The following is a 24081-nucleotide window of genomic DNA, read 5'->3' as shown; positions in this document are numbered from 1 at the left end:
TCACTCGTCGCGCGTACGGTGTACCGTCGAATGACCGTGGTGCGGCAGTTTGCGTGCCCCGGGGGTCGGGCCGGCCCGCACGGCGGCCCCGGCCGCCGCTCAAGGCGGCGACACCATTCAGACGGTCAGGACGTCGATCAGGAGGATGCGGGCGCCTCGGCACCCGACTACAGCATGGAACGTACGCGTTTCTTCCGCCGACCGGTGGTCTGGATCATCCTGGTCATCCTCGGCGCCGTTGTGCTCAGTCAACTGTTCACCGCTGGTCCCAGCTACCACCGGGTGGACACGTCCGTCGCGCTCGACCAGCTCAACAAGGGTGGCATCGAGAAGGTCGTCTTCCAGGACAAGGAGCAGACGCTCCAGCTCGACCTGAAGGACAAGGCCAAGTTCGACGGCGACACCACCACTGACAAGATCGAGGCGCAGTTCCCGTACGAGGTCGGCGGCCAGGTCTGGAACCAGGTACGCGAGGCCGAGGCGGCGGACCGCATCACCGGCCCGGTCGACACCAAGGTGTCGTCGGACAGCATCTGGGTCAGCCTGCTGGTCAACCTGCTTCCCATCGCGCTGCTCGTGCTCCTGCTGCTGTTCTTCATGTCGCAGATGCAGGGCGGCGGCTCCCGGGTGCTCAACTTCGGCAAGTCCAAGGCGAAGATGATCACCAAGGACACGCCGAAGACCACCTTCGCTGATGTCGCGGGTGCGGACGAGGCCGTCGAGGAACTGCACGAGATCAAGGACTTCCTGCAGAACCCGGCGAAATACCAGGCCCTGGGCGCCAAGATCCCGAAGGGCGTGCTGCTGTTCGGCCCGCCCGGTACCGGTAAGACGCTGCTGGCCCGCGCGGTCGCCGGCGAGGCCGGGGTGCCCTTCTACTCCATCTCCGGCTCCGACTTCGTCGAGATGTTCGTCGGTGTCGGCGCCAGCCGCGTCCGCGACCTGTTCGAGCAGGCCAAGTCGAACGCCCCGGCGATCGTCTTCGTCGACGAGATCGACGCGGTCGGCCGCCACCGTGGCGCCGGCATGGGCGGCGGTCACGACGAGCGGGAGCAGACGCTCAACCAGCTGCTGGTCGAGATGGACGGCTTCGACACCAAGGGCGGCGTCATCCTGATCGCCGCCACCAACCGTCCGGACATCCTCGACCCGGCGCTGCTGCGCCCCGGCCGGTTCGACAGGCAGATCCCGGTCGACGCCCCCGACATGGAGGGCCGCAAGGCCATCCTGCGGGTGCACGCCAAGGGCAAGCCGTTCACGCCCGACGTCGACCTCGACGCGGTCGCCCGGCGTACCCCTGGCTTCAGCGGCGCCGACCTGGCCAACGTGATCAACGAGGCCGCGCTGCTCACCGCTCGTAAGGAGCAGCGGGCGATCACCAACGACTCCCTGGAGGAGTCGATCGACCGGGTGATCGCCGGCCCGCAGCGCCGGACCCGGGTGATGAGCGACCAGGAGAAGAAGATCACCGCGTACCACGAGGGTGGGCACGCGCTGGTCGCCTGGGCGCTGCCGCACGCCGCGCCGGTGCACAAGGTGACCATCCTGTCCCGGGGTCGCTCGCTGGGTCACACGCTCGTCCTCCCGACGGAGGACAAGTACACCCAGACCCGGGCCGAGATGATCGACACCCTGGCGTACGCGCTGGGTGGCCGGGCGGCCGAGGAACTGGTCTTCCACGAGCCGACCACCGGCGCCGGCAACGACATCGAGAAGGCCACGCAGCTGGCCCGCGCGATGATCACGCAGTACGGCATGAGCTCCAAGCTCGGTGCGATCAAGTACGGCACCAGCGGCGACGAGCCGTTCCTCGGCCGCAACATGGGCCACGAGCGGGACTACTCCGACGCGGTGGCCGCCGAGATCGACGGCGAGATGCGCGCGCTGATCGAGCTGGCCCACGACGAGGCCTGGGAGATCCTGGTGGAATACCGGGACGTCCTGGACAACATGGTCCTGGAGCTGATGGAGAAGGAGACGCTCTCCACCGCCGACATGGCCCGGATCTGCGCGCGGGTGGTCAAGCGCCCGCCGATGGCGCCGTACCACGGCTTCGGCAAGCGTCTGCCCTCCACCGAGCCGCCGGTGCTCACGCCGGCCGAGAAGGAGGCGCTGGCGGCGCAGTCCCGCGCCGACGCCGCCGCCTCGATCGGTGGTTCCAGCAACAACTCGGACGGTACGCACTGAACAGCGATCCGACGACGGCCGGCTCCCACCACAGGGAGTCGGCCGTCTCCGCGACCGAGCCCGACGGGGACGACGCGCTCGACTACGTGGCCGCGCGCCTGATCAGCGGCAAGCTCACCGGTGGCCCGGTGGAGGACAGCGTCGACCTCGCCCGGATCGAGAAGGCGGTCCGCGAGATCCTCATCGCTGTCGGCGAGGACCCGGACCGTGACGGCCTCCAGCAGACGCCCGCCCGGGTCGCCCGCGCGTACGCCGAACTCTTCGCCGGCCTGCGGGTCGACCCCGCGCAGGTGCTCCGCACCACGTTCGAGGCCAACCACGAGGAGCTGGTGCTCGTCCGGGACATCGACGTGATGAGCCTCTGCGAGCACCACCTGCTGCCGTTCCGGGGCAGCGCGCACATCGGCTACATCCCCGGCCCGGACGGCCGGATCACCGGCCTGTCCAAGCTGGCCCGGCTGGTCGAGGTGTTCGCCCGCCGGCCGCAGGTGCAGGAGCGGCTGACCTCGCAGATCGCCGACCTGCTGATGTCCAGCCTCGCCCCGCGCGGCGTGATCGTGGTGCTGGAGTGCGAGCACATGTGCATGGCGATGCGCGGCATCCAGAAGTCCGGCGCGAAGACCATCACGTCCGCCGTGCGCGGCGGCCTTCAGAACGACGCGAAGTCGCGGGCCGAGGCGATGGCGCTGATCATGGCCCGCTGACTCCCGACCGACATCGACGGCCGCGTACTCCCGCCCGGGAGGGCGCGGCCGTCGTCAGTCGGGCAGCATGGCGAGCAGCAGGCCGGCGGCGGTGAGCACCGCCGGGACCAGACAGACCAGGGCGCCGAAGCGGGGTGTCCGGTCCACCCGGTCGGTGGGCCGCGGGCGGAAGACACGCCCCACCGCGAGCCAGCCCAGCATGAACGCGACAGCCGGCAGCGGCAGCCCCACGAGCAGCGCCAGCACCGTCACCGGCCCCGGACCGGCGACCGCGTACAGCACCAGCTGGAGCAGCGGCACCACGAGCGCCAGCGGCCCGTACACCAGCAGGTTGCGCGGCCGGGCCGGCCACCGGGCCAGCCGCGGCAGGCCACGCGCGCTCAACGTGTCGTCCGCCGCGTCCGCCCAGTCCCCGGCCGCGCGCAGCACCGCCAGCACCGCCGACGGCCCACCCGCCATCGACCGGGCCGCCTCGGTCACCTCCGGCGGCGTCGGGACCAGCGACATCGCCGGTACGCCCAGATCACGCAGCCGGGACTGCTGCGGCGCCAGTCGTTCGCGTACCGCTGTCAGCTCCTCGCGGGCCGCGGCCACCGACCGTGCCTGCTCGCCGGCAGCGGTGGCCGCCGCCCGGCGTACGCCGTCGAGCGCCCGCGCGGCAGCAACGTACTCCGCCCAGGCCGACTCGGCGGGGTCCGCCACGGTGGTCGGGCCACCCGCGCGGGGCCCCGGTACGGCCGTGCCGGTCTCGCTCATGCCGCCCCCTCCCCGGCGCGGTCAGTCGGCCGCGGGTCCGGCTCGACCCGCGCGGTCGCCACCTCGGCTGTGCCGAACGGCACGAAGACCGTGCCCTGCTCGTCCGGGCCGTCCCAGAGCACCGCGCGTCCCGGCCGGGGCCGCCACCAGACCGGGCGGTCGAAGAGCTGCTCCAGCCGGCCGCCCGGAACGTCGGTGACCGCCACGGCGGTGAGCTTGTCCACCTCGCCCTCCGGGCCGAGCAGTCCGGCCAGCGGAGCCGGTGTCCGCCACCAGCCGAGCAGGTGCCGGCCGGCGGGCGGACCTTCCAGCAGCAGCGTCCGCAGCAGGTCGGGCGGCAGCTCGGTGGCGTCCGGCACGTCCAGCCCGAACACCACCAGGTAGCCCGGCTCATCCGACTCCATGGCGGTCCGCAACCCGGCCGCGTCGACGGTCTCCACCCGGTGGCGTCCGGCCAGCTCGGCGGCGAGCACCCCGGCCGGCTCGGCCGAGCCGTTCGCCAGCGGCGCCAGCACGAACCGGGCCGTGCCCGGATGCGCTGCCGCCGCGCTGCGTACCGCCGTGACCAGCAGCCGCTCGGCCTCCTCGTCCCGCCCCAGGACGGCCAGGTTCCGCCCCGCGCCCGGCCCCAGCGGCACCGTCACAGTGGACCGCCGCACGTCCACCGCCCGGCCCAGCAACGCGGCGGGCGCGTGGGCCCGGCCGGCGAGCGCGGCCCGGTGCCGCGGATCGTTGGCTAGCAGCGGGCGGGCGTACCCGGCGAAGACCACCGGCGGGGTCGCCGACTCGCCCCGCGCCTCCCAGAGCCGTCGCCGCAGGTCGGTCAGGACCGCGGGATCCTCGTACGGATCCGGGAAACGGATCATCCGCTCGTGCCCCCGGGTCGCGCCGCGCGGACCGCCCAGGCCACCCGCCGTGTTCACCACCGCGCTGCCCACCGGCAGCCCGGCGGCCGAGTCGTTCGCCGGTTCCAGCACCGCCGAGCCGCCGGGCAGCGCCACCCGCACCGGGAACTGGCCGAGCAGCGGGTCACGTGGGCCGCCGATGCCCAGGTCACCCTCGCCGGCCAGCACCAGGTGGATCCCGTACGACCGGCCGGCGCGGGCGAGCGCGTCCAGCCGGGCCAGCAGGTCGGCGGCGAGCCGGTCCCGCTCGCGCAGCGCCAGCGGGAAGTTGTCGACCACGCAGACGATGCGTGGGAGCGGCTGGTGCTGGCGCAGCTCGGCGTAGCGCTGCCCACCGGCCCGCCGGGACGCCTCCTCGCGGCGGCGCAGCTCCGCCTCCAGCTCGCCGAACAGGTCGGCCACGTACTCCCGGTCGGCCGCCATCCCGGTGGCGCGCACCTGCGGCACCCAGGAACGGTCCCGCTCGGTCTGGAGGAACTCCACGAACGACTCGCCGTCGGCCAGGTCGGCGAGGTAGAGCGCCAGCTCGTCCGGGCCGTACCGAGTGGCGAGGCCGAACAGTGCGTCGGTCAGGAACGCCGACCGGCCCGCCTGACCCCGGCCGCTCACCAGCCAGTGCGGCGTCAGCTCGGTGAAGCCCAGGCTGACCGGGCGCCCGGCGGCGTCACCCACAGTGGTGCTCAGTCCGTCGGCCGAGCCGGCCGTCCAGAAGCCGTCGGCCGGCAGCAGGTCACGCAGCGAGAGGCGGGAGCCGTCCTCGATCTGCCGGGCCAACCGCGCGCACACGTCCGCGACCAGATCGGCGGGCGGATCCTCGTCGAGGAACACGGGCGAGTTCAAGCCGACCGGCGGCTCGGCGCCGGGACTGCTGAAGCCGGCGCCGGGCGGGTCGCCGACCAGCGCGTACGCGGTGCGGACCGTGACCGGGGTGGCGCGCGGCAGCGGACTGCCGTCCGGCCAGCCGGCGAGCACCAGATGCAGCCCGGCGCGCGGCCCGCCCTCGGCCAGTCCGGCGAGCCGGTCCAGGTCGGCGGTAGTCGTACCGTCGGGCAGCGCGGCCACCACGAGCAGCAGCGTCCGGTCGTGCCCGCGCTGCCGGGCCGTTCCGGCCGCCACCCACTGCTCCGCCTCGGCCAGCACCGCACGCATCCCGGCGAGGTCGGTGGCGGGCGGGGGCAGCAGGCCGGCGTCGGCGAGCGGCGCGTACCCGGCGAACGTCGCACCGGAACCGTCGTCGACCGCGCGGGCCAGCAGCGCGCCCGCCGGGGTCGCGGCGAACACGCGCAGCAGCAGCGCGCGGAGCAGCCCGGCCACCCGGGCGTCGGAGGCGTCGGCGTCGAGGCTCACATGGCCGCTGCCGAGCAACGGCACCAGCGCGGGGAAGCGGGCGTCGTCGAGCGGCGCCGCGGTGCCCACCCGGACCAGCGGCGGCAGGCCGTCACCGGGAGGCGTCGTCGCGCTCAGCGACTCCAGCGGCCCGCCGGCCCAACCCGGCGCAGCTACTTCTGCAGCCGCCCGTAGGCGCTCGGCCAGCTCGTACTGCCGGTGGTGGTCGGCCGGCGCGGGCCGGATCTCGTCGAGGATGCCCGCCGCCGCCGTCGCGGCGGCCTCGGCCCGGCGGTGCAGCGCGGCGGCCCGGCCGGCGCGCGCCTTCGGAGTCGCCACCGCGTCCACCTCTCTTTCCGAGGCTGACATGTCCTCCCCGAGGTGTGACGGTAACCCAGGCGGCGGCCGTCCACCGGGATGTCGGTCGGCGCGGTGAGCTGGTCGGCGGTGAGCAGCCTCACCCCGCCGCCGGTCGGCGTCCGCCCGGCGGTTCGCCACGATCCGCCGGTTCCAGGCATTGGGTACGCGACGCGCAGCCGATAGCCTCAGGAGGTGGAATCAGTGCAGCCCCCCGCCGGTTCCCAGGTGTCCCGAGTACCGGCGCAGCGGACCCCGCCGGAGCAGTTGGCGCCCCTCGCGCCCGCTCCCGCCCCGGTACGCCCCAAGCGTCCGGTGCGCACAGTGCTCGCTGTCGTCGCGGGGGTGCTGGCGGTGCTGTGCACCGTGGGCGGTGTGGTCGGGTTCGTGCTGTACGACCGCGCGACCGCCCCGGACCGAAGCGCTCCCGACGTCGTGGTGGACAACTATCTCCGAGCCTTCCTCGTGGACCGCAACGACACGAAAGCCCAGGAGTTCGACTGCGCTGGAAGGGTGGACGCTGACGCATTGCGTGCGCTTCGCGACGACCTTGCGGCCCGGGAGCAGCGCTTCAACACGACGATCTCGGTGAGCTGGGGCCCGCTGGCCGTTCAGGAGTCCGGCGATGTCGCGGTGGTCGAGGTCGACCTCATCATCTCCGCCTCCGTCGAGGGCATCACGCAGAGTGAGCGGCAGAGGTGGCGTTTCGAGACGAGACGCGACGACGGCTGGGGCGTCTGCTCGGCGCAGCGCGCCGACTGACTCCCGGCTACTCCAGCCAGAGCAGGTGCACCGGCACCTCCAACGTGGTCGGCGCCTGGCCGCGCCAGGCCCACCGGTACCACTCCAGTTCCGGGGCCACCCGCACGCAGATGTCGCCGTCCGCGCCGGAGTAGGTCTCGGTGACGGCACGCAGGTCGCGTCGTTCCACGCCGTTGTCCACGTGCACCACGCGCCGCCCGGTCACCGCGTCGGCCTCGAACACCGGCGTGGGTGGCCGGCGTTCCGGCACGTCCAGCGAGACCAGCCGGAGACCCGGGGCGCTCGCCCCGGCCACCGGCCGTCGCTCACCGATGGTCTCCACCCAGACCCGTTCCACAGGTACCAGCGGCGCGAACACCTCCACCTGCTCGGCCTCGGCCCGGTACCACTCGTGTTCCGGGATCACCGGTACGTAGGTGCGGCTGCCCTGCACCACCCGATCGTCGGCCCGCAGGTCGCCACGCCAGCCGAGGCCGGGCAGGCCGACGAGCACGCGGCGGCCGCGCAGCTCGGTGCCGCCGGTGGCGGGCACGGTCTCCACCGGCCGGGGCGGCAGCGGCGCCCAGTCGGGCCGGTCGGCGAACGGGTCGGGCAGGGGGTTGCTCATCCGCCCGGCCTCACCCGGTCTCGCCGAGGGGCGCGCCCCGCTTGCGCATGAAGGGCACCGGGTTCTCCGCCCCGTTGCTGGACCGGTCGCCGTTCTTGTGCACCTCGAAGTGCAGGTGCGGGCCGGACGAGTTGCCGCTGCTGCCGGAGATCCCGATGACCTCGCCCGCCTCGACCGCCTGACCCGGCACCACGCGAGGTCGTTCGACCATGTGGCAGTAGCGGGTGATGAATCCGCCTGCGTGCAGGATGTCCACGAACCATCCGCAGCCGCCCTTGTTCGGCCAGCCGTCCCGGTCGCAGTCCCGCCGCCCGGAGCGGTCGGGGTCGCAGCGGGCCACCAGCACCCGGCCCGCCGAGGCGGCGTGGATCGGCGTGCCCTTCGAGGCGGCCAGGTCCACGCCGTGGTGGCTGGGGCGGGCCGTGGTGCGGAAACCGGAGACCACACCGCCGGGCAGCGGCGCGGTCCAGCCGGAGGCGGCGATCCGGTCTCCGGCCGCGGCGTCGCACACCGCCTTGCCGGCGATCTCCACGGTCCGGGCGGCGCCGCCGGCCAGCGCGTCGACGATGGCTCCGGCCAGTTCCTCGTGCTTGGCGTAGGCGTCGGGGTAGGCGCTGACCTGGACTTTCTGGGCGACCACAGTGAGCGGGCGCTGCTGCCAGTCCGGCACCTTCTCCATCTTCTGGTAGAACTTGCGGGCCGCGTACGAGGGCGTCATCCGCTGCTCAACGCTGCCCCACCCGGGCCGCTGCTGGAACAGGCCCAGCGAGTCGTGGTCGGCGCCGACCCCCTCGTGCGGCAACGCGAGCGACGCCGGCACCGTGCTGTTGGCGAGGTTGCGCAACGCTGATTCCTGCATCGCGGTGGCCAGCGCGATCACCCAGCCGCGGGCGGGAAGCTTCATGTCCTGGCCGACCTTGATGATGACCGCGGCGTTGCGCAGCTGACGCTCGCCGTACTCGGCGAAGCGCGGCATGTCGCCGGTCAGGTTCACCTGGTAGGCGGGGTCGCAGTTCAGGGCCGCGAGCTTCGGGTCGTCCTCGTCGCCGCCGAGTTCGGTGAGGAGGAAGGCGCCGGCCCCGCCGACGCAGCAGAGCAGGGCGAGCACGCTCGTGACGACGGTGGCGACCACGCCCAGGCGCAGCTTCCGGCGGACCTGTCCGGCGACGGCCGGGCCGGCGGTCACGACCGCTCCCAGTCGATCGCGTCCACCAGCCAGGGTCCGTCCGGTGCGACGAGTTCGAGCCGGAGCGTGCCGTTGTCCAGCGGAACCACCGCCTCCACGAAGGACTCGGTGCGGGGCCGGAGCGTCGGGGTGCCAGTGGTCCTCCGTGCGGGCACTGTCTCCGGGTCGGCATCAGTCATCTTCTCGGCCAGCGCTGGGGTGGAGAGCGGCCGCAGGCGGGCCTGCCACGTGTCGTCGCTGCTGCCCGGGCCGCTCAGCCACGCGGTGGTGAACCGACCGGCGACCTGCTCCGGCGTTTCCTCGCCCGGCCGGGTCTTCGGGGCGACCGCAGTGGGCGGGCTGGCGAGCACGCCGTCGTCACCGGCCTCCGGGTCCGTGGTGCTGATCGGCTGGGTGGGGCGGCTGGTCAGGCCGAGGCCCGGCTCGCCGGGTCCGGCGACGAGGCGGGCCGCGCCGATCACCCCGAAGACCAGCACGGCGATCATGAGAGCGACCCCGATCCGGGACCGGAGGACCCGGGTGAAGAGGAATTCCAGCGCGCGTCGCACCGGACTCACCGGGCCTCGGAGCGGATGCGCGGCGCCGGCCGGGCCGGTGCGGTGCCGCGGCCCGCCGAGTCCGGCCGGTAGACGGCGTAGGAGGGCGCCTCCTCCGGCACGTCCGGCTCGGTCCAGGTCGACGGTGCGCGCCGAGGGCGGGGAGTGCCGCCGGGACGCTCACCCGGCCGTCCGCTCGCGGGCGCCTCCTCCGGCCTTTCCCGTCCGTCCGGCCGTTCCCGCTCGGCGGGTGTGGCGCTGTGCGCCGGATCCTCGTGCCGGGCCTCCGGCCGGAGGCTGCGCTGGTCGGCCGTGACGGTGCGGCGCTTGCCGATCGCCGGTTCGTTGGTGCCGCCGGGCTCGGCCACGTCCAGCCGTGCGGCGATCCGCATGTCCCGGAAGAACCGGCGGTGCCAGGAGCCGGCCGAGCTGACCGCCTCGCTGCTGTCCTTGCCGCCGAGCTGGGTGATCCGGCGGTACGGCCGCAGCAGCAACCAGCCGACCACACCGCAGAGCCAGACCAGGACCACCTGGAGCCAGCCGGGCAGCGTGGCGGTGTTCATGATCAGGTCGACGGCGAAGAGGTAGATGGCCGCGCCGGTGCCGAAGATGGCGATGTTGAAGACGGCCGCGACCACCGCGTTCGCCAGTCGCCGGAGCCCGGCGCTGGCCGGGCGCATCAGGCCGACAGTGCCGAGGATCGGCGCGGCGATCACCGCCCAGCGGAAGATCAGGAAGCCGAGCAGCACCAGCAGCGACGCGGTGAGGTCGAACATGGCGAACAACACCGAGGCCAGCACCGCGATGAAACCGGCGCCGATCCGGTCCATGTCCTTGGTGCCCTTGAGGTACTCGTACGCCTCCGGGTCCTCGGTCTCGATCTGCTGGGCGACACGGGCCCACTGCTGTTGCTTGGCCTTGATCGTGCCCTCGCGGGTTGCCGGGTTCTGGCGGAGCTTCTCCGACTCCTCCCAGGTGAGGGACTTGGCGTCGTACAGGGCCGGGCCGTACTTCTTCGCGGTCTCGCTGTCCGCCGAACCGAGCACACCGCGCAGCCAGTTCCGGTAGAGCATCGTCTCGGTCGCCGTGTCGCTGGCACGCACGGCGGGTGGCCGCTTGTCGACACAGGCACTCGGGTTCGGCAGCGCGCACTTGTCCGGCGGGACGGTCTTGGAGGAGGGGCCGACCGCGTCGTGCACCACGCCCAGAGTGCTGATCAGCGTGTTGTCGGCGATGTTCGCGGACTTGACCGGCCATGCGGCCAGCGCGGTCACCGCCACCATCACCAGCAGCGCCCAGCCCGCGGTGGTCATCGCGTTGCTCATGTCCGACTGGCGGGACCGCCAGAGCAGGTAGAGGCCGACCACGCAGACGGTGATGATGCCGAAGACGCTGAACACCTTCTGGTAGACGGCCTTGGTGGCCTGCTCCACGAGAGGGTCGGCCCAGCTCCACATCGTCCGCGGATCCCAGGCGCGCTCGCGCAGCGCGTTCGAGGCACCGATCACCGCGTTGGCGAACATGAACTCGCCGTTGGCGACCATCGTCGTGAAGCGGTAGTCCGGATGCAGCACGGAGGAAGCGCAGCCGCCGTCGATGTCGTACGTGTTGTAGCTGTACCCGGCGTACCCGTAGTCGCTGTAGAGGCCCTTCGGGCCGGGCTCCTTCGCCGAGTCGGGCCGGGACGCGAACCAGCCGGCCAGGCCCGAGTCCGGCGCGGCGGGCACCGGCGCGTTGCGGCACTCGACCTGGTCCTCGCTGACCGCCTTGAGCCTGCCGACGCAGGACCGGAAATCGGCCTGCCACTCCTTGGTGGTGCACAGCTCGGCGCGCGCCTGGGTGACCGGCGCGGCGGCGTACGCGGGTGTGGCCGCCCCGATCACCGGCCAGGAGATCGTGGCCCCGGCGAGTACGCCGAGCGCGAGGAGGAGCGCCGCGATCCGTGCCCGGGCCCTCGCCATGTCACGCCTCCAGATCAGCCAGGACGGTCGGCAGTATCCCGGCGGCCTGGGCGACCGCGGCGGGGGTGGTGTCCAGGTGCTCCAGCAGCCCGTCGACATACGACACGTCGACCCGGACCTTCTGCACGCGCCCGTCGACGTCGCGCATGACGAACTCGCGGAAGCCGAGCCGGTTGGCCGATCCGCTGTCCGCCTGGGAGAGCGAGGCGAGTGTGGCCTCGTAACCGTCGTCGACAGGCACCCGCAGCAGGCGCAGCGCCTCGGAGGCGATCTCGCTGTCCTCGGCGATCCGGCCGACGAAGACGGTGGAGACGAGGTTCTGCACGTCGAGGCCGAGGATGTCCTTCGGGTTCTGCGACGCGACGAGCGCTGCCAGGTTCCACTTACGGGAGTCGCGGGCGAGCCGGACCAGGAACGAGCGCCCGGACCGCCAGCCCTCCATGAAGTGCGCCTCGTCGAGGCCGACCAGCTTCCGGGAGGACATCGACCCGCCGTAGCAGCGGCGTACGGCGAGCCGGTGCGCGGTGTGCAGCATCGGCAGCGCGAGCGCCTCCTCGGCCGACCAGTACTCCCGCTCGATCTTGAGGTCGGGGAGCCGCAGACCGGCCATGGTGATGACGGTGAGCGCGGCGTCGGCGCCGAGCAGCCCTTCCGGCGGCCGGCCGAAGAAGAGCATGGCCAGCGGCATCTCGGCGGTGTCGAGCAGCAGGTGTGCCAGTTCGCGGCCGGCGTCGTCGTCGAGCCCTTGGAGGCAGGTCACCACGTCGTCGAGCGTGGAGGTCTCCTCGGCCGGCACCTGGCGTACGGCGTGCCGGAACAGCGTGGCGGTGGACGCCTCCCGGGCCACCTGCGGCGGCACCAGCATCATGCAGATGTCCTGCACCAGCATCCGGCGCTCGGCGCGGGCGTTCGACACGGCGATCTCGAACTCGCGGTCGCCCGCCGGACCGGCGCCGAACTCGCTGCGCAGCGGCGTCGGGATCAGCGCGTACGGCGCGAGCGTGCCCTGTTCCGAGCCGGTCAGGTTGAGCACCCGGGAGTACGGAGCCAGTTCGGGCATGGCGCAGAGGCGGGCCAGCGGGCCGGACGGGTCGAGCAGCGTCACCTGCACGCCGCGGCGCGCGGCCAGGTAGCCGAGCGCGCCGAGCAGCGTCGACTTGCCGCCGCCGGGTTCGGCGACGAAGACGGCGAGGCCGGAGCGCTCGCGTACCTCCATCGGGAAGTGCAGGTCGAGGAAGACCGGCCGGCGGCAGGTGCCGGCGGTCCGCCCGATCAGGTCGCCGCGCCGGTCGCCGACTGTGGACGCGGCCTGGGGCAGCGCGGCGGCGAGCAGGTTGACCGGCATCCGCCGGACGTAGCCGGTGTTGGCGATCGGCTCGCCGGGGATGAACTCGCGGGCCAGCCAGTCCTGGTTCTTCGGGTGCTGGAGCGAGATCCGCAGCTCGCGGGAGTAGAGCTGGATGAGCCGCCGGGCCCGTTCCAGGCACTCCTCCCGGGTACGCCCGCCGACCGCGATCCGGTGCCAGCCGTGTGCCCGGGCCGAGTCGACGGGCAGACCGGTGGTCATCTCGTCGCCGATCACCAGCGCGCGCTTGGCCAGCCGTTCCAGCTCGGGCGGGGCGTCGATGCCGTGCTCGGCGTAGTCGAGCTGCTGGGAGCGGATCATCCGGAGCCGGTGTTCGAGGTTCCGGAAGGAGTCGTTGGGGCCGAGGATGTCGACCCGGGTGGACAGCTCCATCGGCCACGGCAGGCGCTCGTGGAAGTGCAGCCAGGGCTCGTGCCGCTCGGGGATCTCCAGCGGCTCCATCCGGCCGACCGCGAGCACGGCGACGTGGCGTTCCTCGCCGGTCATCCGGTTGACCAGCTTCACGGTCGAGCCGTACGGGGTGCGGTAGCGCTCGACCTGCTCGGTGAGGGCCAGCAGGTCGCCGCGTTCCCACCGGCCGTTGGTGATCGGGGACAGGACGCCGGGCGGGGCCATGCACAGCGCCACCGAGCGGTAGAGCAGCCATTCCAGCTCGGGTGCGGTGACCCGGCGCCCGCGCATGCCGAACGCGCCGAGGACCTCGTCGAACTGCTCGACGGTACGGCTCAGCCGGCGCCGCTCGCCGTCGGCGGTGCCCCGGCCGAACGTGCGCAGGAGTCGTTCGGTGAGCGAGTCGCCGAGCGACCGGCGGGCGAACGTGACACCGAGGTAGGTCTGGCCCTCGGCGTGGTTGACCGCCATCAGGTGCCGCTGGGCGGCGACCAGGTGGTCGGCCCAGCCGGTGGTGCCCGGTACGTCGGGCAGCGGCGCGGCGGTGTGCGCGTCGATGGTGCGGGCCCACTCGTCGGCCGGGAAGGGCCGGGTGGTGCGGCGCAGGTGCAGCCGGAACCCGGCGAGTCCGGCGTACTGCTCGGAGATCGCCGAGAGCAGGGCCTCGCGTTCGGCGTCCGGCCGGAACGCCCACCGCACCTCGGGCAGCCAGTACCAGGCGGTGACGGTGTTGGGGGTGAAGGTGAGGTGCCCGGCGATCTCGGTGATGGCCAGCTCGACCGAGGGATCCCGGTCGCCGAACTTGATCTTCGGGGCGCGGACCCGGACCGGCTTGGTCGGCCGGTTGCGGCGTTCCGGCGTGCGCTGCCGGGGCGGCGTCACCTCGCGGTGCGCCGGACGGCCGACCTCCCGCGACGGCGCCGCGCCGGCCGCGAGCGGGTCCGCCGCAGCGAGATCCGGCTCCCGGTATTCGGCGGGCGCGGGGGCGGGGGCGGGGATCTGCGGGGGCGGCGGGAGCGCCGGCTCGGGCTCGGCCGGGGGGCGGAGAGCGGGCAGCCGGTCACCGGCCTGCTGCGGAACCCGGCTACGCGACGGCGGCGGCGGGGCGAGCGCGGCCGGCGGGTCGGGCAGGGGCGGCTCGACCGGCAGCGGCGCGGCGTGCACGGGCTCGGGCCGGGGGCGCCCGACCGCGCGTACCCCAGGGGTCTGCTCGCGGACCGGCGGTTCCGGCTCGGCCCGGGGCGCCGGCTCGACCGGCACGGCGGGCTGGTGCGGGATCGGCAGGGGCTCGCGGCCGACGCCGCGGCGGGGTGGCGCCACCACCGGCTCGACCGGTGCGGGCGGCGTGGACGCGGCGGGCCGCCGGCGGGGCTGCGCACCGCCGAACAGGTCGAGGAAGGGCGAGTCGATGTCGCCGTCGGGGCGTACCGGCTCGCGCGGGGTCATCGGTCGCGGCGGCTGGAACACGCCGACGCGGCTGTGCCCGGGACTGGTGACGAGCGCGCTGTCGAGGACGACCTCGTCCAGATCCTCGTCCGGTGGGTAGTCGAATGATCGCGCACGGTTACCGTTGGGCCCGGCCGGGCGCCCGGCCGGGGAACCCGGCGTGGAAGAGCGACTCATGCGACCGCCTCACCCGCGTCGTTCGTCTGCACGGTTGTCGTACGCCCGGTCATGCCAGTTCCTCCCGGATCCTGATCCGGCTCGCGACGAGCCGCGGATCCCGCTGCTCGGTGGCCGGTTCCCGGGTGCGTCGCCAGTCGGTCAGCGCGGTCCGGATGACCATGCGCGCGGGCCGGTCCGGGTCGACGTACCGGAAGATGAACGAGGTCGTCACGATCGCCAGCGAGATCTCCCAGGCGGGGAACAGCTCGACCTGGAGCGTGAACAACCAGTGGATGAACATGTAGAGGGGTACGAGCAGCATGAACAGGCCGTACTGGGCGTACGGCAGGTGGACGGGAAGGGTGTACCCGGGCGGCCCCAGGTAGACGAGGCGTGCCCGGTAGATGTCGTCGTCGGTGCGCAGCCGCATCGTCGCCCAGCGCCCTACTCGAAGATCAGGTTGATCAGGTAGTCGCCGACGAAGAAGAGTGTTGCCGCTCCGGCGATGAAGGCCAGGCCGATGATGGCGATGGCCGAGCTGGTCAGCACCTTGGAGATCTCACCCCGGCTGGCCCGGCCGATGAAGATCACCCCGAGGACCGCGAGCAGGATCGGCGCGATCTTGCTGGCGAAGAAGGTGACGACGTTGTCGGTGTCGATGCCCTTCGGTGCCGGCTCGGCGAGTGGAGTCGACGCCAGGGTGTGGAGCGCGTGGTCCACGGCACTGGACGCCGTTGCCATGAGCTCGATGGCGATCACTGGAAACCTCCCCAAGGTCGCGGCCGGCGGCGCCGCGTTGGTGCAAGTAGGCAAGCCTGGCGGGATGGTGCTCGTCAGAGACAGCGCCGTCAACGCTGAGTCCGTCACCCACCACGCAGAGTGGTGAGTTTTGGGGGGATTCTTCCCGCTTCGGCCCTCCCTCCAGGCTTCGCCATCTCGATGCTGGGCAATTCCAAAGCGTACGGCCCGGCCACCTTTGCGACAAGCCGTGAAGAGTCGACCTCCGACGGCCCGGATGACCGATCGTACACCTGTTCCAATGCGCACGTCAGGGGTGCCGCGTCGGGCGCTCGCCCGGTGGCCGGAAGCCCTGCCGGCGAACGGTACTGTCGGGTCCGTGACCGATCTGGTACGGGCGGAGACCCCGGTGGTGATGGGCGTCCTCAACGTCACGCCCGACTCCTTCTCCGACGGCGGCAGATACGCCGATCTGGACGCGGCAGTCGCACACGGGGTGCGACTGCGCGGGGAAGGCGCCGACCTGATCGACGTGGGTGGCGAGTCCACCCGGCCCGGCGCCGAGCGGGTCGACGCGGAGACGGAGACCGCCCGGGTGCTGCCCGTGGTCCGCGAGCTGAGCGCCGCCGGCATCCTCGTCAGCATCGACACCAGCCGCGCCCGGGTCGCCGAGGCGGTCCTCGCCGCCGGCGCGTACGTGGTCAACGACGTCTCCGGCGGCCTCGCCGACCCGGACATGGCCCGGGTGGTCCGCGACGCCGGCTGCCCCTGGGTGCTCATGCACTGGCGGGGGCACTCGCGGGGGATGCGGGAGCTGGCCACGTACACCGACGTGGTGGCCGAGGTCCGGGACGAGCTGAGCCGGCGCGTCGACGCCGCGCTCGCCGCCGGGGTGGCCGCCGACCGGATCATCGTGGACCCGGGCCTGGGCTTCGCGAAGACCGCCGCGCACAACTGGGCGCTGAGCGCCCGCCTGCCCGAGCTGGTCGACCTGGGCTTCCCGGTGCTGTTCGGGGCCAGCCGCAAGTCCTACCTCGGCCGGCTGCTCGCCGACCCGGCCGGCGAACCCCGCCCCACCGCCGGGCGGGAGGCCGCGACCGTCGCGACGAGCGTGCTCGCCGTCGCAGCCGGCGCCTGGGGGGTACGCGTGCACGACGTGCGCGCCACCGCCGACGCGCTCGCCGTCTGGCGCGCCACCGGCAGCCCCCGGCTCGCCACCGCGACCGGCCCACGGCAAGCGACAGCGCCGCGGACCGCAGCGGCCATGGGCGGTACCCGGCCGGCGGAAGCGGCCACCGGCACGAGCGGAGGCGACAGATGAGCGACCGGATCGAGCTGACCGGCCTGCGGGCGCACGGCCGCCACGGCGTCTACGACTTCGAGCGCGCCCAGGGCCAGGAGTTCGTGGTCGACGCGGTGCTCGAACTGGACCTGGGCCCGGCCGCCCGCTCGGACGAGGTGACCGACACCGTGCACTACGGCGAACTGGCCGAACGCCTGGTCGCGGTGATCACCGGCGAGCCGGTGAACCTCATCGAGACGCTCGCCGACCGGCTGCTCGCGGTCTGCCTGGCCGAGCCGCTGGTGGCCGCCGCCACGGTGACTGTGCACAAGCCGGAGGCACCGATCCCGCACGCCTTCCGGGACGTCGCCGTCACGATGAGGCGTACCCGATGACCCGGGCCGTGCTGTCGATCGGCAGCAACCTGGGCGACCGCCTCGGCCACCTGCGCGGCGCGGTGGCCGCGTTCGGCGACCGGGTGCTCGTGGTCTCCGGCGTCTACGAGACTCCACCGTGGGGGGACGCCGACCAGCCCGCGTACCTGAACGCCGCGGTGATGGTCGCGGACCCGGCGGCGACGCCGGAGGACTGGCTGGCCCGCGCCCGGGCCGCGGAGGCGGCGGCCGGGCGCGACCGCGACCCGCAGCGACGGTACGGGCCGCGCACGCTGGACGTGGACGTGATCGCGGTCTGGGACGACGCCGGCGAGTCGGTGCTCCGCGACGACCCCGAGCTGATCCTGCCGCACCCCCGGGCCCACCTGCGCGCCTTCGTGCTGCGCCCGTGGATCGACATCGAGCCGCACGGCCGGCTGCCCGGGCACGGCTGGCTGACCGATCTGCTCAACGCCGAGCCGCTCGCCGGGGACGCCCTGGAACTGAGCCCGCGACCCGATCTGACGCTAGAGTCGGACACATGACCCGGTGGATCGTGGCCCGGCAGTGGCGAGCTGAGGAGGTGCGGTGAGCACCGACCGCTCCCCGCAGGGGCCCGACCGCTTCCGGATGGGGCCGACCCGGGCCTCCACGCTCGTGGTGGCCGGCCTGGCCGCCGCCGCGGTGGCCTGGCTGATGATCAGTAGCTTCTACGGCGACCTCGGCTCCGACCTGCCCTGGCTGCCGGTGATCACGCTGGCCGGGCTGGCCGTGCTGGAGGGCTACGCGGCGGTGAACACCCGGGGCCGGATCGAGCGGCGGCCCGGCCGGGAGCCGGTCAACCCGCTGCTGGTCGCCCGGTTCGTCGTGCTGGCCAAGGCGTCGGCGCTGGCCGGGGCCATCTTCGCCGGCTTCTACGCCGGGCTGACCGGCTGGCTGTTCGTGGAACAGACCAACGCGGCCATGAACGATCGGCCGGCCGCGCTCGGCGGCCTCATCGCCGCGCTGGCGCTGGTCGCGGCCGCGCTCTGGCTGGAACGCTCCTGCCGGGTGCCGGAGCAGGAGGACGACGAGGACCGCGAGCCCGGTGACCGGGAGACGCCCCGCGGGCGTCTCTGAGGGTTCCCCCCACCTCGGCCCGGCGGTACCGTCCCTGGCGACCGGAGAGCGACGGCCGCCACCGGTCCGCCCGCCCGTGGGCCGGACGCGGCCACCTGGGGGAGGCGCGAGCCAATGGCGTACGACGATGCGGGCCGGACAGCGCCGCCGGAGACGTCGTCCGGGGTGCCCGCTGCCGTACTGGAGCACGTCTTCGACGACCCGGCCCACGGCGAACCCGGCCGGGACCGGATCGCGGTGCACGTGCTCTGGGAGTTCGTGCTGCTCGCCGGTCTGGTCGCGATGGCCTGGCTGCTCTGGCGGGACGACTCGGACGCGCTGCGCGGCGGCTCCCTGAAGACGCTGCTCGTCGACGTGGCGGCGCTCGGCCTGCTCACCCTCGCCGCCGGCCTGAGCCTGCGGGCCGGCGCGGTGAACCTGGCGATCGGGCCGGTCGCGCTGGCCGCCGCGCTGCACTTCGCCGAGCAGGGCGACCGGGGCACGCGGGAGGCGCTGCTGCCGGCGCTGGCGATCGCGGCCGCGGCCGGGCTGGCGCTCGCCCTGGCCGTGGTGGTGCTGCACGTGCCCGGATGGGCGGCGAGCCTGGCCGGGGCGGCCGGCGTGATCGTCTACCTGGAACGGCGGACCGCGCCGGTGACGGTGCAGGGCGACTACGACCCGCGCGGCAGCGCGCTGTACTTCTTCGTCGGCTTCGCCGCGGTCGCCGTCCTCGGTGGCCTGTTCGCCGCGATGAAACCGGTACGCCGGCTGATCGGCCGGTTCCGACCGGTCGCCGATCCGGCCCGGCGGCGCGGCGTGGCAGCCGCCACGGTGACCGCGCTGGCGCTCGTCGGATCCACCGTGCTGGCGACGCTCGGGGGCGTGCTGATCGCGGCGAACGGAGACGGCCAGGTCGCGCCCGGCACCGGACTGGACTGGACCGTGCTGGCGGTCGGCACGGTCATGCTCGCCGGCACCAGCGCGTACGGGCGGCGCGGCGGCATTTTCGGCACCCTGTTCGCGGTCTGCCTGGTGGTGGTGTTCCTGGCCTGGACCGTGCCGCACGGCTGGACGGTCAGCCGGTGGGCGCTCGGCGGCGCCGTGCTCGGCGTGGGCCTGCTCGTCACCCGGCTGGTCGAGACGTTCGGCCGGCCCCGCCCGGCACCGCCGGGTCCGCTCGGCCCGGTCCGCCCGGCCCGGGACGGCGCGCTGAGCGGCGGCTGGACGATGACTCCGCCGCCCGAACCGGCCGACGCCTGGCCCTCGGTGCTCCCGGTACGCCAGCACGACACCCCGGTGGAGGCATGGGAGGCCCCGCGCTGGGACAACGAACCCCGGCGCTGGGACGCCGACGACCGCTGACCCCGGCGGTGGCCGTGCGTCCGGCGCGCCCGGACTGATCTCTCCGGTTAGGCTCGGCGGCATGACCGAAACTCCTGCACCCGGTGGCCGCACCTTCGACGAGCTCGACAAGCTCTCCACCGAGGAGCTGCGCGAGCAGGCGTTCAACCTGGCGCGCGACCGCCGCGACGTGGGCTTCTTCTGGTCGGTCCTGCGGCACCTGCCCAACGCCGACGAGGCCGCCGCGCTGGACGGCGCGCCGAACTCGATCGGCCCGACCATCGACGAGGCGAACGCGCTCTGGCGTGAGCTGACCGGGCACGGCTACGACGAGTCCGCGCCGCTGCTGCGCGCCGCCTTCATCGACTACCTGATGAAGCACTGAGGTCGATGACTGCCCGTCGGCCGACGGCTGCCGACCGGTTGCGCAGGTTTGCCCGGCGGGACCGGCCGGGAACTGACCGCCGCATGGCTCTGAGCAACCGCCCCCGCACCGTCCCCCGGTACGGCACGGCCGCCGGCACCGGCACGCTCGCCGCGTTCCTGCTCGTCGCCGTCGGCGGCAGTCCGATGTACGTGGACTGGGCGCAGCGGGGCACCGACCCGACCGGCGCGGGTGGCTGGTTCCTGCGGCTGCTCGCCTGGCCGTCCTGGCGGTGGCAGGCCGACGAGGGCGTGTTCGCCACCAACCTGCGGGCGATCCTGCTGCTCGTGCTTGCGGCGGCGCTGCTGTACCTGCTGCCCGGGCCGCAGGTCGACCGGGTGACGTCCTCGGGCAGCCAGTTCCTCTCCGGCTGGGGCGCGTACGCGCTCGCGGGCGGGCTCAGCGCCCTGCTCGCCACGCTCCTCGGCCCGCACGGCTCGCTGTTCGCCGCGTTCCAGGCGGCCAGCACCGGCGTCACGTACGGCTTCTTCGCGGGCTGGATCGTCGGGCTGGCCAGCCTCGGCGGCCGGGCCTGACCTCAGTCCACGGCGCCCAGCGCCAGCACCCGGGTGCGGGTGAGCAGCCCCACCGCCCGGCCCTCCTCGGTCACCACCGCGTGCTCCGCGCCGGAGGTGAGCAGCGCGCCGAGTGCGTCGTACGCCGAGTCGCCGAGCGCCACGGTGGGCAGGCCGGTGCCGCCGTCTACCGGGAGCGGGTCGAGTACCGCGCGGGTCACCGGGGTCACGGCCAGCCGCCGGATGCCCCGGTCGGCGCCGACGAACTCGCGGACGAAGTCCGAGGCGGGCGAGCCGAGCAGCGCGGCGGGCGTGTCGTACTGCTCCAGCCGGCCGCCCTCGGACAGCACCGCGATCCGGTCGCCCAGCCGGACCGCCTCGTCGAGGTCGTGGGTGACCAGCACGATCGTCTTGCGTACCTCGGCCTGCAACCGCAGGAACTCCTCCTGCAGGCGGGTCCGGACGATCGGGTCCACCGCCGAGAACGGCTCGTCCATCAGCAGCACCACCGGATCGGCGGCCAGTGCCCGGGCCACGCCCACCCGCTGCCGCTGCCCGCCGGACAGTTCGTGCGGGTACCGCCGGCCGAACTGCGCCGGGTCCAGGCCGACGAGTTCCAGCAGCTCGCCGACCCGGTCCCGGGTCCGCTGCTTCGGCCAGCCCAGCAGCCCCGGCACGGTCGCCACGTTCGCGGCGACGGTCTGGTGCGGGAACAGGCCGACGTTCTGGATGACGTACCCGATGCGGCGGCGCAGCGCCACCGGGTCGACCCGGGTGACGTCGTCGTCGCCGAGCAGGATCCGCCCGTCGGTCGGCTCGATCAACCGGTTGATCATGCGCAGCACCGTCGACTTGCCGCAGCCGGACGGGCCGATCAGCACCACCAGTTCGCCGGCGGCGACCTCCAGGCTCAGCTCGCGTACCGCCTCGGTGCCGTCCGGGTAGCGCTTGCGGATGCCCTCCAGCGTGATCGACGCCGCGCCGCCTCCGGCGGTGCCTCCCGGGGTACCGTCCACGTGTGTCCCTCCACCTGAGCTACCGGGCCGACCCGGGTAATCCGTGGTTCTCCTGGCAGTACGTGCGGGACAACTCTGACACGATCCTCGCCGCGCTGCGGGAGCACACCTGGCTGACCGCCCGCGCCGTGGTGATCGCCGCGCTGGTGGCGTTGCCGCTCGCGGTGCTCGCGTACTGGTTCCGGTCGCTGTCGGCCCCGATCCTGGCGGTGACCGGGGTGCTCTACACCGTCCCGTCGCTGGCCTTGTTCGCGTTCCTCGCGCCGTACCTGGGCATCGGCGCGATCACAGTGCTCACCGTGGTCGCGCTGTACGCGCTGCTGGTCATCGTGCGCAACGCGCTGGCCGGGCTGAACCAGGTGCCCCCGGAGGTGCGCGAGGCCGCCGAGGGCATGGGGTACGGCAGGTGGGGCCGGCTGTTCCGGATCGAGCTGCCGCTGGCGCTGCCCGGCATCCTCACCGGCGTACGGCTGGCGACCGTGTCCACTGTCGCGCTCGTCACGGTCGGAGTGGTGGTCGGCCGGGGCGGGCTCGGGCAGCTCATCTTCGCGGGCTTCCAGAACAACTTCTACAAGGCGCAGATCATGGCCGGCACGGTGCTGTGCGTGCTGCTGGCGCTGGTGCTCGACCTGGTGCTGGCGGGCGTGGGCCGCCTGCTCACCCCCTGGCTGCGCGGGAGGTCCGCCCGGTGAACCCCGTCGAGCAGGCAGTGGTCTGGCTGAACGACCCGCTGAACTGGACCAACCCCGGCGGCGTGCTGGACCGCCTCGGCGAGCACCTGAGCATGTCCGCGCTGGCGGTGCTGCTGGGCTGTCTGGTGGCCTGGCCGATCGGGCTGTGGCTCGGGCACAGCGGCCGGGGCGGCGGGCTGGTCCTGCTGGTCTCCAACGTCACACTGGCGATCCCGACGCTGGCGCTGCTGACCATCCTGCCGCTGACGTTCCTCGGCTTCGGCCGTCCGGCCGTGGTGGTGGCGCTCGCGGTCTTCGCGGTTCCGCCGCTGCTGGCGAACGCGTTCACCGGGGTGCGGCAGGCCGACCCGGAGGCCCGGGACGCGGCCCGGGGCATGGGTCTGTCCGGCGGGCAGGTGCTGCGGCGGGTGGAGCTGCCGCTCGCGGTGCCCTACCTGGCGGCCGGCTTCCGTACCGCGACGGTGCAGGTGGTGGCCACCGCCGCGCTCGCCTCGTTCGTCAACGGCGGTGGGCTGGGCCAGATCATCCGGGCCGGGTTCGGGCTCGACATCGCCGCCGGCGGCGGCCAGATCATCGCCGGCGGGGTCCTGGTGGCCGGGTTGGCGCTGCTCGTCGAGGGGGTGCTCGCGCTGGTGGAGCGGGTGGTCACGCCCCGCCCGCTGCGCCGGGAACGCACGCGGGCGAACCGCCGCGCGACGGCGGCGACGACCGGCAACTGAGCCGTCGGTGACGATCGGATGACGAAAACCGCTCCGAGTTTGTCGGTCGGGTCCGGAGGATATTGGCTGGAGTCGCGGGTGGCCGTCCGGATCGCCCGTCGGACACGCGGCCGGCCCGAGGGGGTCGCGCCGGGACACGGAAGGCGGGCACTGATGCGCGCGCGTACGACACTGGCCGCGGGGGCGCTCGGCGCACTCACTGCGGCTGTTCTCCTCACCGGCTGCGGCGACGCCGGCTCGTCCGGCACCGACGCGCCCGAGCAGGGCGCCTCGGGGGCCGGCTGTGCACCGGTGGCCGGTGACCAGCTCGTCGTCCTGACCGACGACAAGAAGCTCCAGAACACCGACAACGTCATCCCGGCGATCAACGCGAAGGCGGCCACGCCGCAGCTCGTCGCCGCGCTGGACAAGGTCTCCGCGAAGCTCGACACCCCGAAGCTGATCCAGCTCAACCGGGCGGTCGACGTCGACCGCAAGACGCCCCAGGTCGCGGCGCAGGAGTTCGCCTCCGCCAACGGCGTGACCGACGGGATCGAGAAGGGCCCGGGCGGTCAGATCACCGTCGGCGCCGGCAACTTCAGCGAGAGCCAGACCATCGCCGAGCTCTACAAGATCGCGCTCACCGCGGCCGGCTACCAGGTCAAGGTGCAGACCATCGGCAACCGGGAGCTCTACGAGCCGGCCCTGGAGAAGGGCCAGATCCAGGTCGTCCCGGAGTACGCCGCCACCATGGCGGAGTTCCTCAACACCAAGGCCAACGGCAAGGACGCCCAGCCCGTCTCCTCGCCGGAGCTGGACAAGACGGTCGCGGCGCTGAAGACCGAGGGTGACAAGGCCGGCCTGGTCTTCGGCCAGCCGTCCCAGGCGCAGGACCAGAACGCGTTCGCGGTCACCAAGGCGTTCGCCGACAAGTACGGCGTGTCCACGCTCTCCGACCTGGCCGCCAAGTGCTCCGGCCAGGCCACCGTGCTGGCCGGGCCGCCGGAGTGCCCGCAGCGGCCGAAGTGCCAGGCCGGTCTGGTCGAGGTCTACGACTTCAAGGCCGGCTCGTTCAGCTCGCTGGACGCGGGCGGCCCGCAGACCAAGAACGCGCTGAAGACCGGCTCGGCGAGCGTCGGCCTGGTCTTCTCCTCCGACGCGGCGCTGGCCACGAGCTGACGCACCACCGCCGGCCGGCGCCACGCGTGCCGGCCGGCGGCACGGGCAGCCCGTTCGGCGGGCCGCTCATCGGGTG

General features: G+C 73.5%; 23 protein-coding genes. 13 read left to right on the top strand and 10 right to left on the bottom strand.

Annotated elements, in window-relative coordinates:
* Nucleotides 1–174: 174 nt before the first annotated feature.
* Complete coding sequence (gene ftsH / locus MICAU_RS29355) at nucleotides 175–2187, top strand: ATP-dependent zinc metalloprotease FtsH (protein ID WP_013288987.1); 2013 nt, start codon at nucleotides 175–177, stop codon at nucleotides 2185–2187.
* Nucleotides 2188–2273: 86 nt separating this feature from the next.
* Nucleotides 2274–2891, top strand: coding sequence for a GTP cyclohydrolase I FolE (folE, locus tag MICAU_RS29350; RefSeq protein ID WP_013288986.1), 618 nt, complete (start codon nucleotides 2274–2276; stop codon nucleotides 2889–2891).
* 54 nt (nucleotides 2892–2945) lie between these two features.
* On the opposite strand, the gene MICAU_RS29345 is transcribed toward folE, so the two are convergent.
* Together MICAU_RS29345 and MICAU_RS29340 are read right to left on the bottom strand one after the other, a co-directional pair.
* Nucleotides 2946–3647: a hypothetical protein gene (locus MICAU_RS29345; protein ID WP_013288985.1), complete on the bottom strand. Its 702-nt coding sequence runs from the start codon at nucleotides 3645–3647 to the stop codon at nucleotides 2946–2948.
* Nucleotides 3644–6226 carry an FtsK/SpoIIIE domain-containing protein gene (locus MICAU_RS29340; protein ID WP_174361823.1) on the bottom strand — a complete coding sequence of 861 codons (2583 nt, stop codon included), beginning with the start codon at nucleotides 6224–6226 and terminating at the stop codon, nucleotides 3644–3646. Before MICAU_RS29340 ends, MICAU_RS29345 begins: the two co-directional genes overlap by 4 nt.
* Before the next feature lie 213 nt (nucleotides 6227–6439).
* Here MICAU_RS29340 and MICAU_RS29335 point away from each other — a divergent pair, with 213 nt between their 5' ends.
* Nucleotides 6440–6997: a hypothetical protein gene (locus MICAU_RS29335; RefSeq protein ID WP_013288983.1), complete on the top strand. Its 558-nt coding sequence runs from the start codon at nucleotides 6440–6442 to the stop codon at nucleotides 6995–6997.
* A 7-nt stretch (nucleotides 6998–7004) separates the two neighbouring features.
* Here the strand turns inward: MICAU_RS29335 and MICAU_RS29330 are convergent, their stop codons facing one another.
* From MICAU_RS29330 to MICAU_RS29300, 7 genes are read right to left on the bottom strand one after another with little or no spacing between them, the layout of a single operon-like run.
* Nucleotides 7005–7604, bottom strand: a complete 600-nt coding sequence (locus tag MICAU_RS29330; RefSeq protein WP_013288982.1) for a hypothetical protein — start codon at nucleotides 7602–7604, stop codon at nucleotides 7005–7007.
* A gap of 10 nt (nucleotides 7605–7614) precedes the next feature.
* Nucleotides 7615–8790 (bottom strand): M23 family metallopeptidase, encoded by a 1176-nt coding sequence (locus MICAU_RS29325; RefSeq protein ID WP_013288981.1) that lies wholly within the window; start codon nucleotides 8788–8790, stop codon nucleotides 7615–7617.
* Nucleotides 8787–9347, bottom strand: coding sequence for a hypothetical protein (locus MICAU_RS29320; RefSeq protein ID WP_013288980.1), 561 nt, complete (start codon nucleotides 9345–9347; stop codon nucleotides 8787–8789). Before MICAU_RS29320 ends, MICAU_RS29325 begins: the two co-directional genes overlap by 4 nt.
* Nucleotides 9344–11287, bottom strand: a complete 1944-nt coding sequence (locus MICAU_RS29315; RefSeq protein WP_013288979.1) for an MraY family glycosyltransferase — start codon at nucleotides 11285–11287, stop codon at nucleotides 9344–9346. Before MICAU_RS29315 ends, MICAU_RS29320 begins: the two co-directional genes overlap by 4 nt.
* Before the next feature lies 1 nt (nucleotide 11288).
* Nucleotides 11289–14666 carry an ATP-binding protein gene (locus MICAU_RS29310; protein WP_013288978.1) on the bottom strand — a complete coding sequence of 1126 codons (3378 nt, stop codon included), beginning with the start codon at nucleotides 14664–14666 and terminating at the stop codon, nucleotides 11289–11291.
* Nucleotides 14667–14715: 49 nt separating this feature from the next.
* Nucleotides 14716–15078: a hypothetical protein gene (locus MICAU_RS29305; protein WP_013288977.1), complete on the bottom strand. Its 363-nt coding sequence runs from the start codon at nucleotides 15076–15078 to the stop codon at nucleotides 14716–14718.
* A gap of 14 nt (nucleotides 15079–15092) precedes the next feature.
* Nucleotides 15093–15407 (bottom strand): hypothetical protein, encoded by a 315-nt coding sequence (locus MICAU_RS29300; protein ID WP_013288976.1) that lies wholly within the window; start codon nucleotides 15405–15407, stop codon nucleotides 15093–15095.
* A gap of 358 nt (nucleotides 15408–15765) precedes the next feature.
* On the opposite strand from MICAU_RS29300, the gene folP reads away from it, so the two are divergent.
* The 7 genes from folP to MICAU_RS29265 all read left to right on the top strand — a co-directional run bounded on the left by folP (nucleotide 15766) and on the right by MICAU_RS29265 (nucleotide 20441).
* A complete protein-coding gene (gene folP, locus MICAU_RS29295) occupies nucleotides 15766–16707 on the top strand; it encodes a dihydropteroate synthase (protein WP_041799376.1) in 942 nt (313 codons plus the stop codon).
* The gene (folB, locus tag MICAU_RS29290; protein WP_013288974.1) at nucleotides 16704–17063 is read left to right on the top strand and encodes a dihydroneopterin aldolase; all 360 of its coding nucleotides are present in this window, start codon (nucleotides 16704–16706) and stop codon (nucleotides 17061–17063) included. Before folP ends, folB begins: the two co-directional genes overlap by 4 nt.
* Nucleotides 17060–17587, top strand: coding sequence for a 2-amino-4-hydroxy-6-hydroxymethyldihydropteridine diphosphokinase (folK, locus tag MICAU_RS29285; protein ID WP_013288973.1), 528 nt, complete (start codon nucleotides 17060–17062; stop codon nucleotides 17585–17587). The genes folB and folK overlap by 4 nt, the downstream gene beginning before the upstream one ends.
* A gap of 85 nt (nucleotides 17588–17672) precedes the next feature.
* The gene (locus MICAU_RS29280; protein ID WP_085985962.1) at nucleotides 17673–18161 is read left to right on the top strand and encodes a DUF3180 domain-containing protein; all 489 of its coding nucleotides are present in this window, start codon (nucleotides 17673–17675) and stop codon (nucleotides 18159–18161) included.
* A gap of 114 nt (nucleotides 18162–18275) precedes the next feature.
* Nucleotides 18276–19502, top strand: coding sequence for an ABC transporter permease (locus MICAU_RS29275; protein ID WP_013288971.1), 1227 nt, complete (start codon nucleotides 18276–18278; stop codon nucleotides 19500–19502).
* 61 nt (nucleotides 19503–19563) lie between these two features.
* On the top strand, nucleotides 19564–19866 hold the full coding sequence (locus MICAU_RS29270) for a hypothetical protein (RefSeq protein WP_013288970.1): 303 nt from the start codon (nucleotides 19564–19566) through the stop codon (nucleotides 19864–19866).
* Between the two features lie 83 nt (nucleotides 19867–19949).
* Nucleotides 19950–20441 carry a hypothetical protein gene (locus MICAU_RS29265; RefSeq protein WP_013288969.1) on the top strand — a complete coding sequence of 164 codons (492 nt, stop codon included), beginning with the start codon at nucleotides 19950–19952 and terminating at the stop codon, nucleotides 20439–20441.
* A gap of 2 nt (nucleotides 20442–20443) precedes the next feature.
* On the opposite strand, the gene MICAU_RS29260 is transcribed toward MICAU_RS29265, so the two are convergent.
* The gene (locus tag MICAU_RS29260) at nucleotides 20444–21436 is read right to left on the bottom strand and encodes an ABC transporter ATP-binding protein (RefSeq protein WP_013288968.1); all 993 of its coding nucleotides are present in this window, start codon (nucleotides 21434–21436) and stop codon (nucleotides 20444–20446) included.
* Between the two features lie 2 nt (nucleotides 21437–21438).
* On the opposite strand from MICAU_RS29260, the gene MICAU_RS29255 reads away from it, so the two are divergent.
* From MICAU_RS29255 to MICAU_RS29245, 3 genes are all read left to right on the top strand, one after another.
* Nucleotides 21439–22128, top strand: coding sequence for an ABC transporter permease (locus MICAU_RS29255; RefSeq protein ID WP_013288967.1), 690 nt, complete (start codon nucleotides 21439–21441; stop codon nucleotides 22126–22128).
* Nucleotides 22125–22847 (top strand): ABC transporter permease, encoded by a 723-nt coding sequence (locus MICAU_RS29250; RefSeq protein WP_013288966.1) that lies wholly within the window; start codon nucleotides 22125–22127, stop codon nucleotides 22845–22847. Before MICAU_RS29255 ends, MICAU_RS29250 begins: the two co-directional genes overlap by 4 nt.
* A 153-nt stretch (nucleotides 22848–23000) precedes the next feature.
* Nucleotides 23001–24005, top strand: a complete 1005-nt coding sequence (locus tag MICAU_RS29245; protein WP_013288965.1) for a glycine betaine ABC transporter substrate-binding protein — start codon at nucleotides 23001–23003, stop codon at nucleotides 24003–24005.
* Nucleotides 24006–24081: the final 76 nt, after the last annotated feature.

The organism is Micromonospora aurantiaca ATCC 27029 (assembly GCF_000145235.1).
Taxonomy (GTDB): domain Bacteria; phylum Actinomycetota; class Actinomycetes; order Mycobacteriales; family Micromonosporaceae; genus Micromonospora; species Micromonospora aurantiaca.
This window is presented reverse-complemented; position numbering and strand designations above follow the sequence as displayed.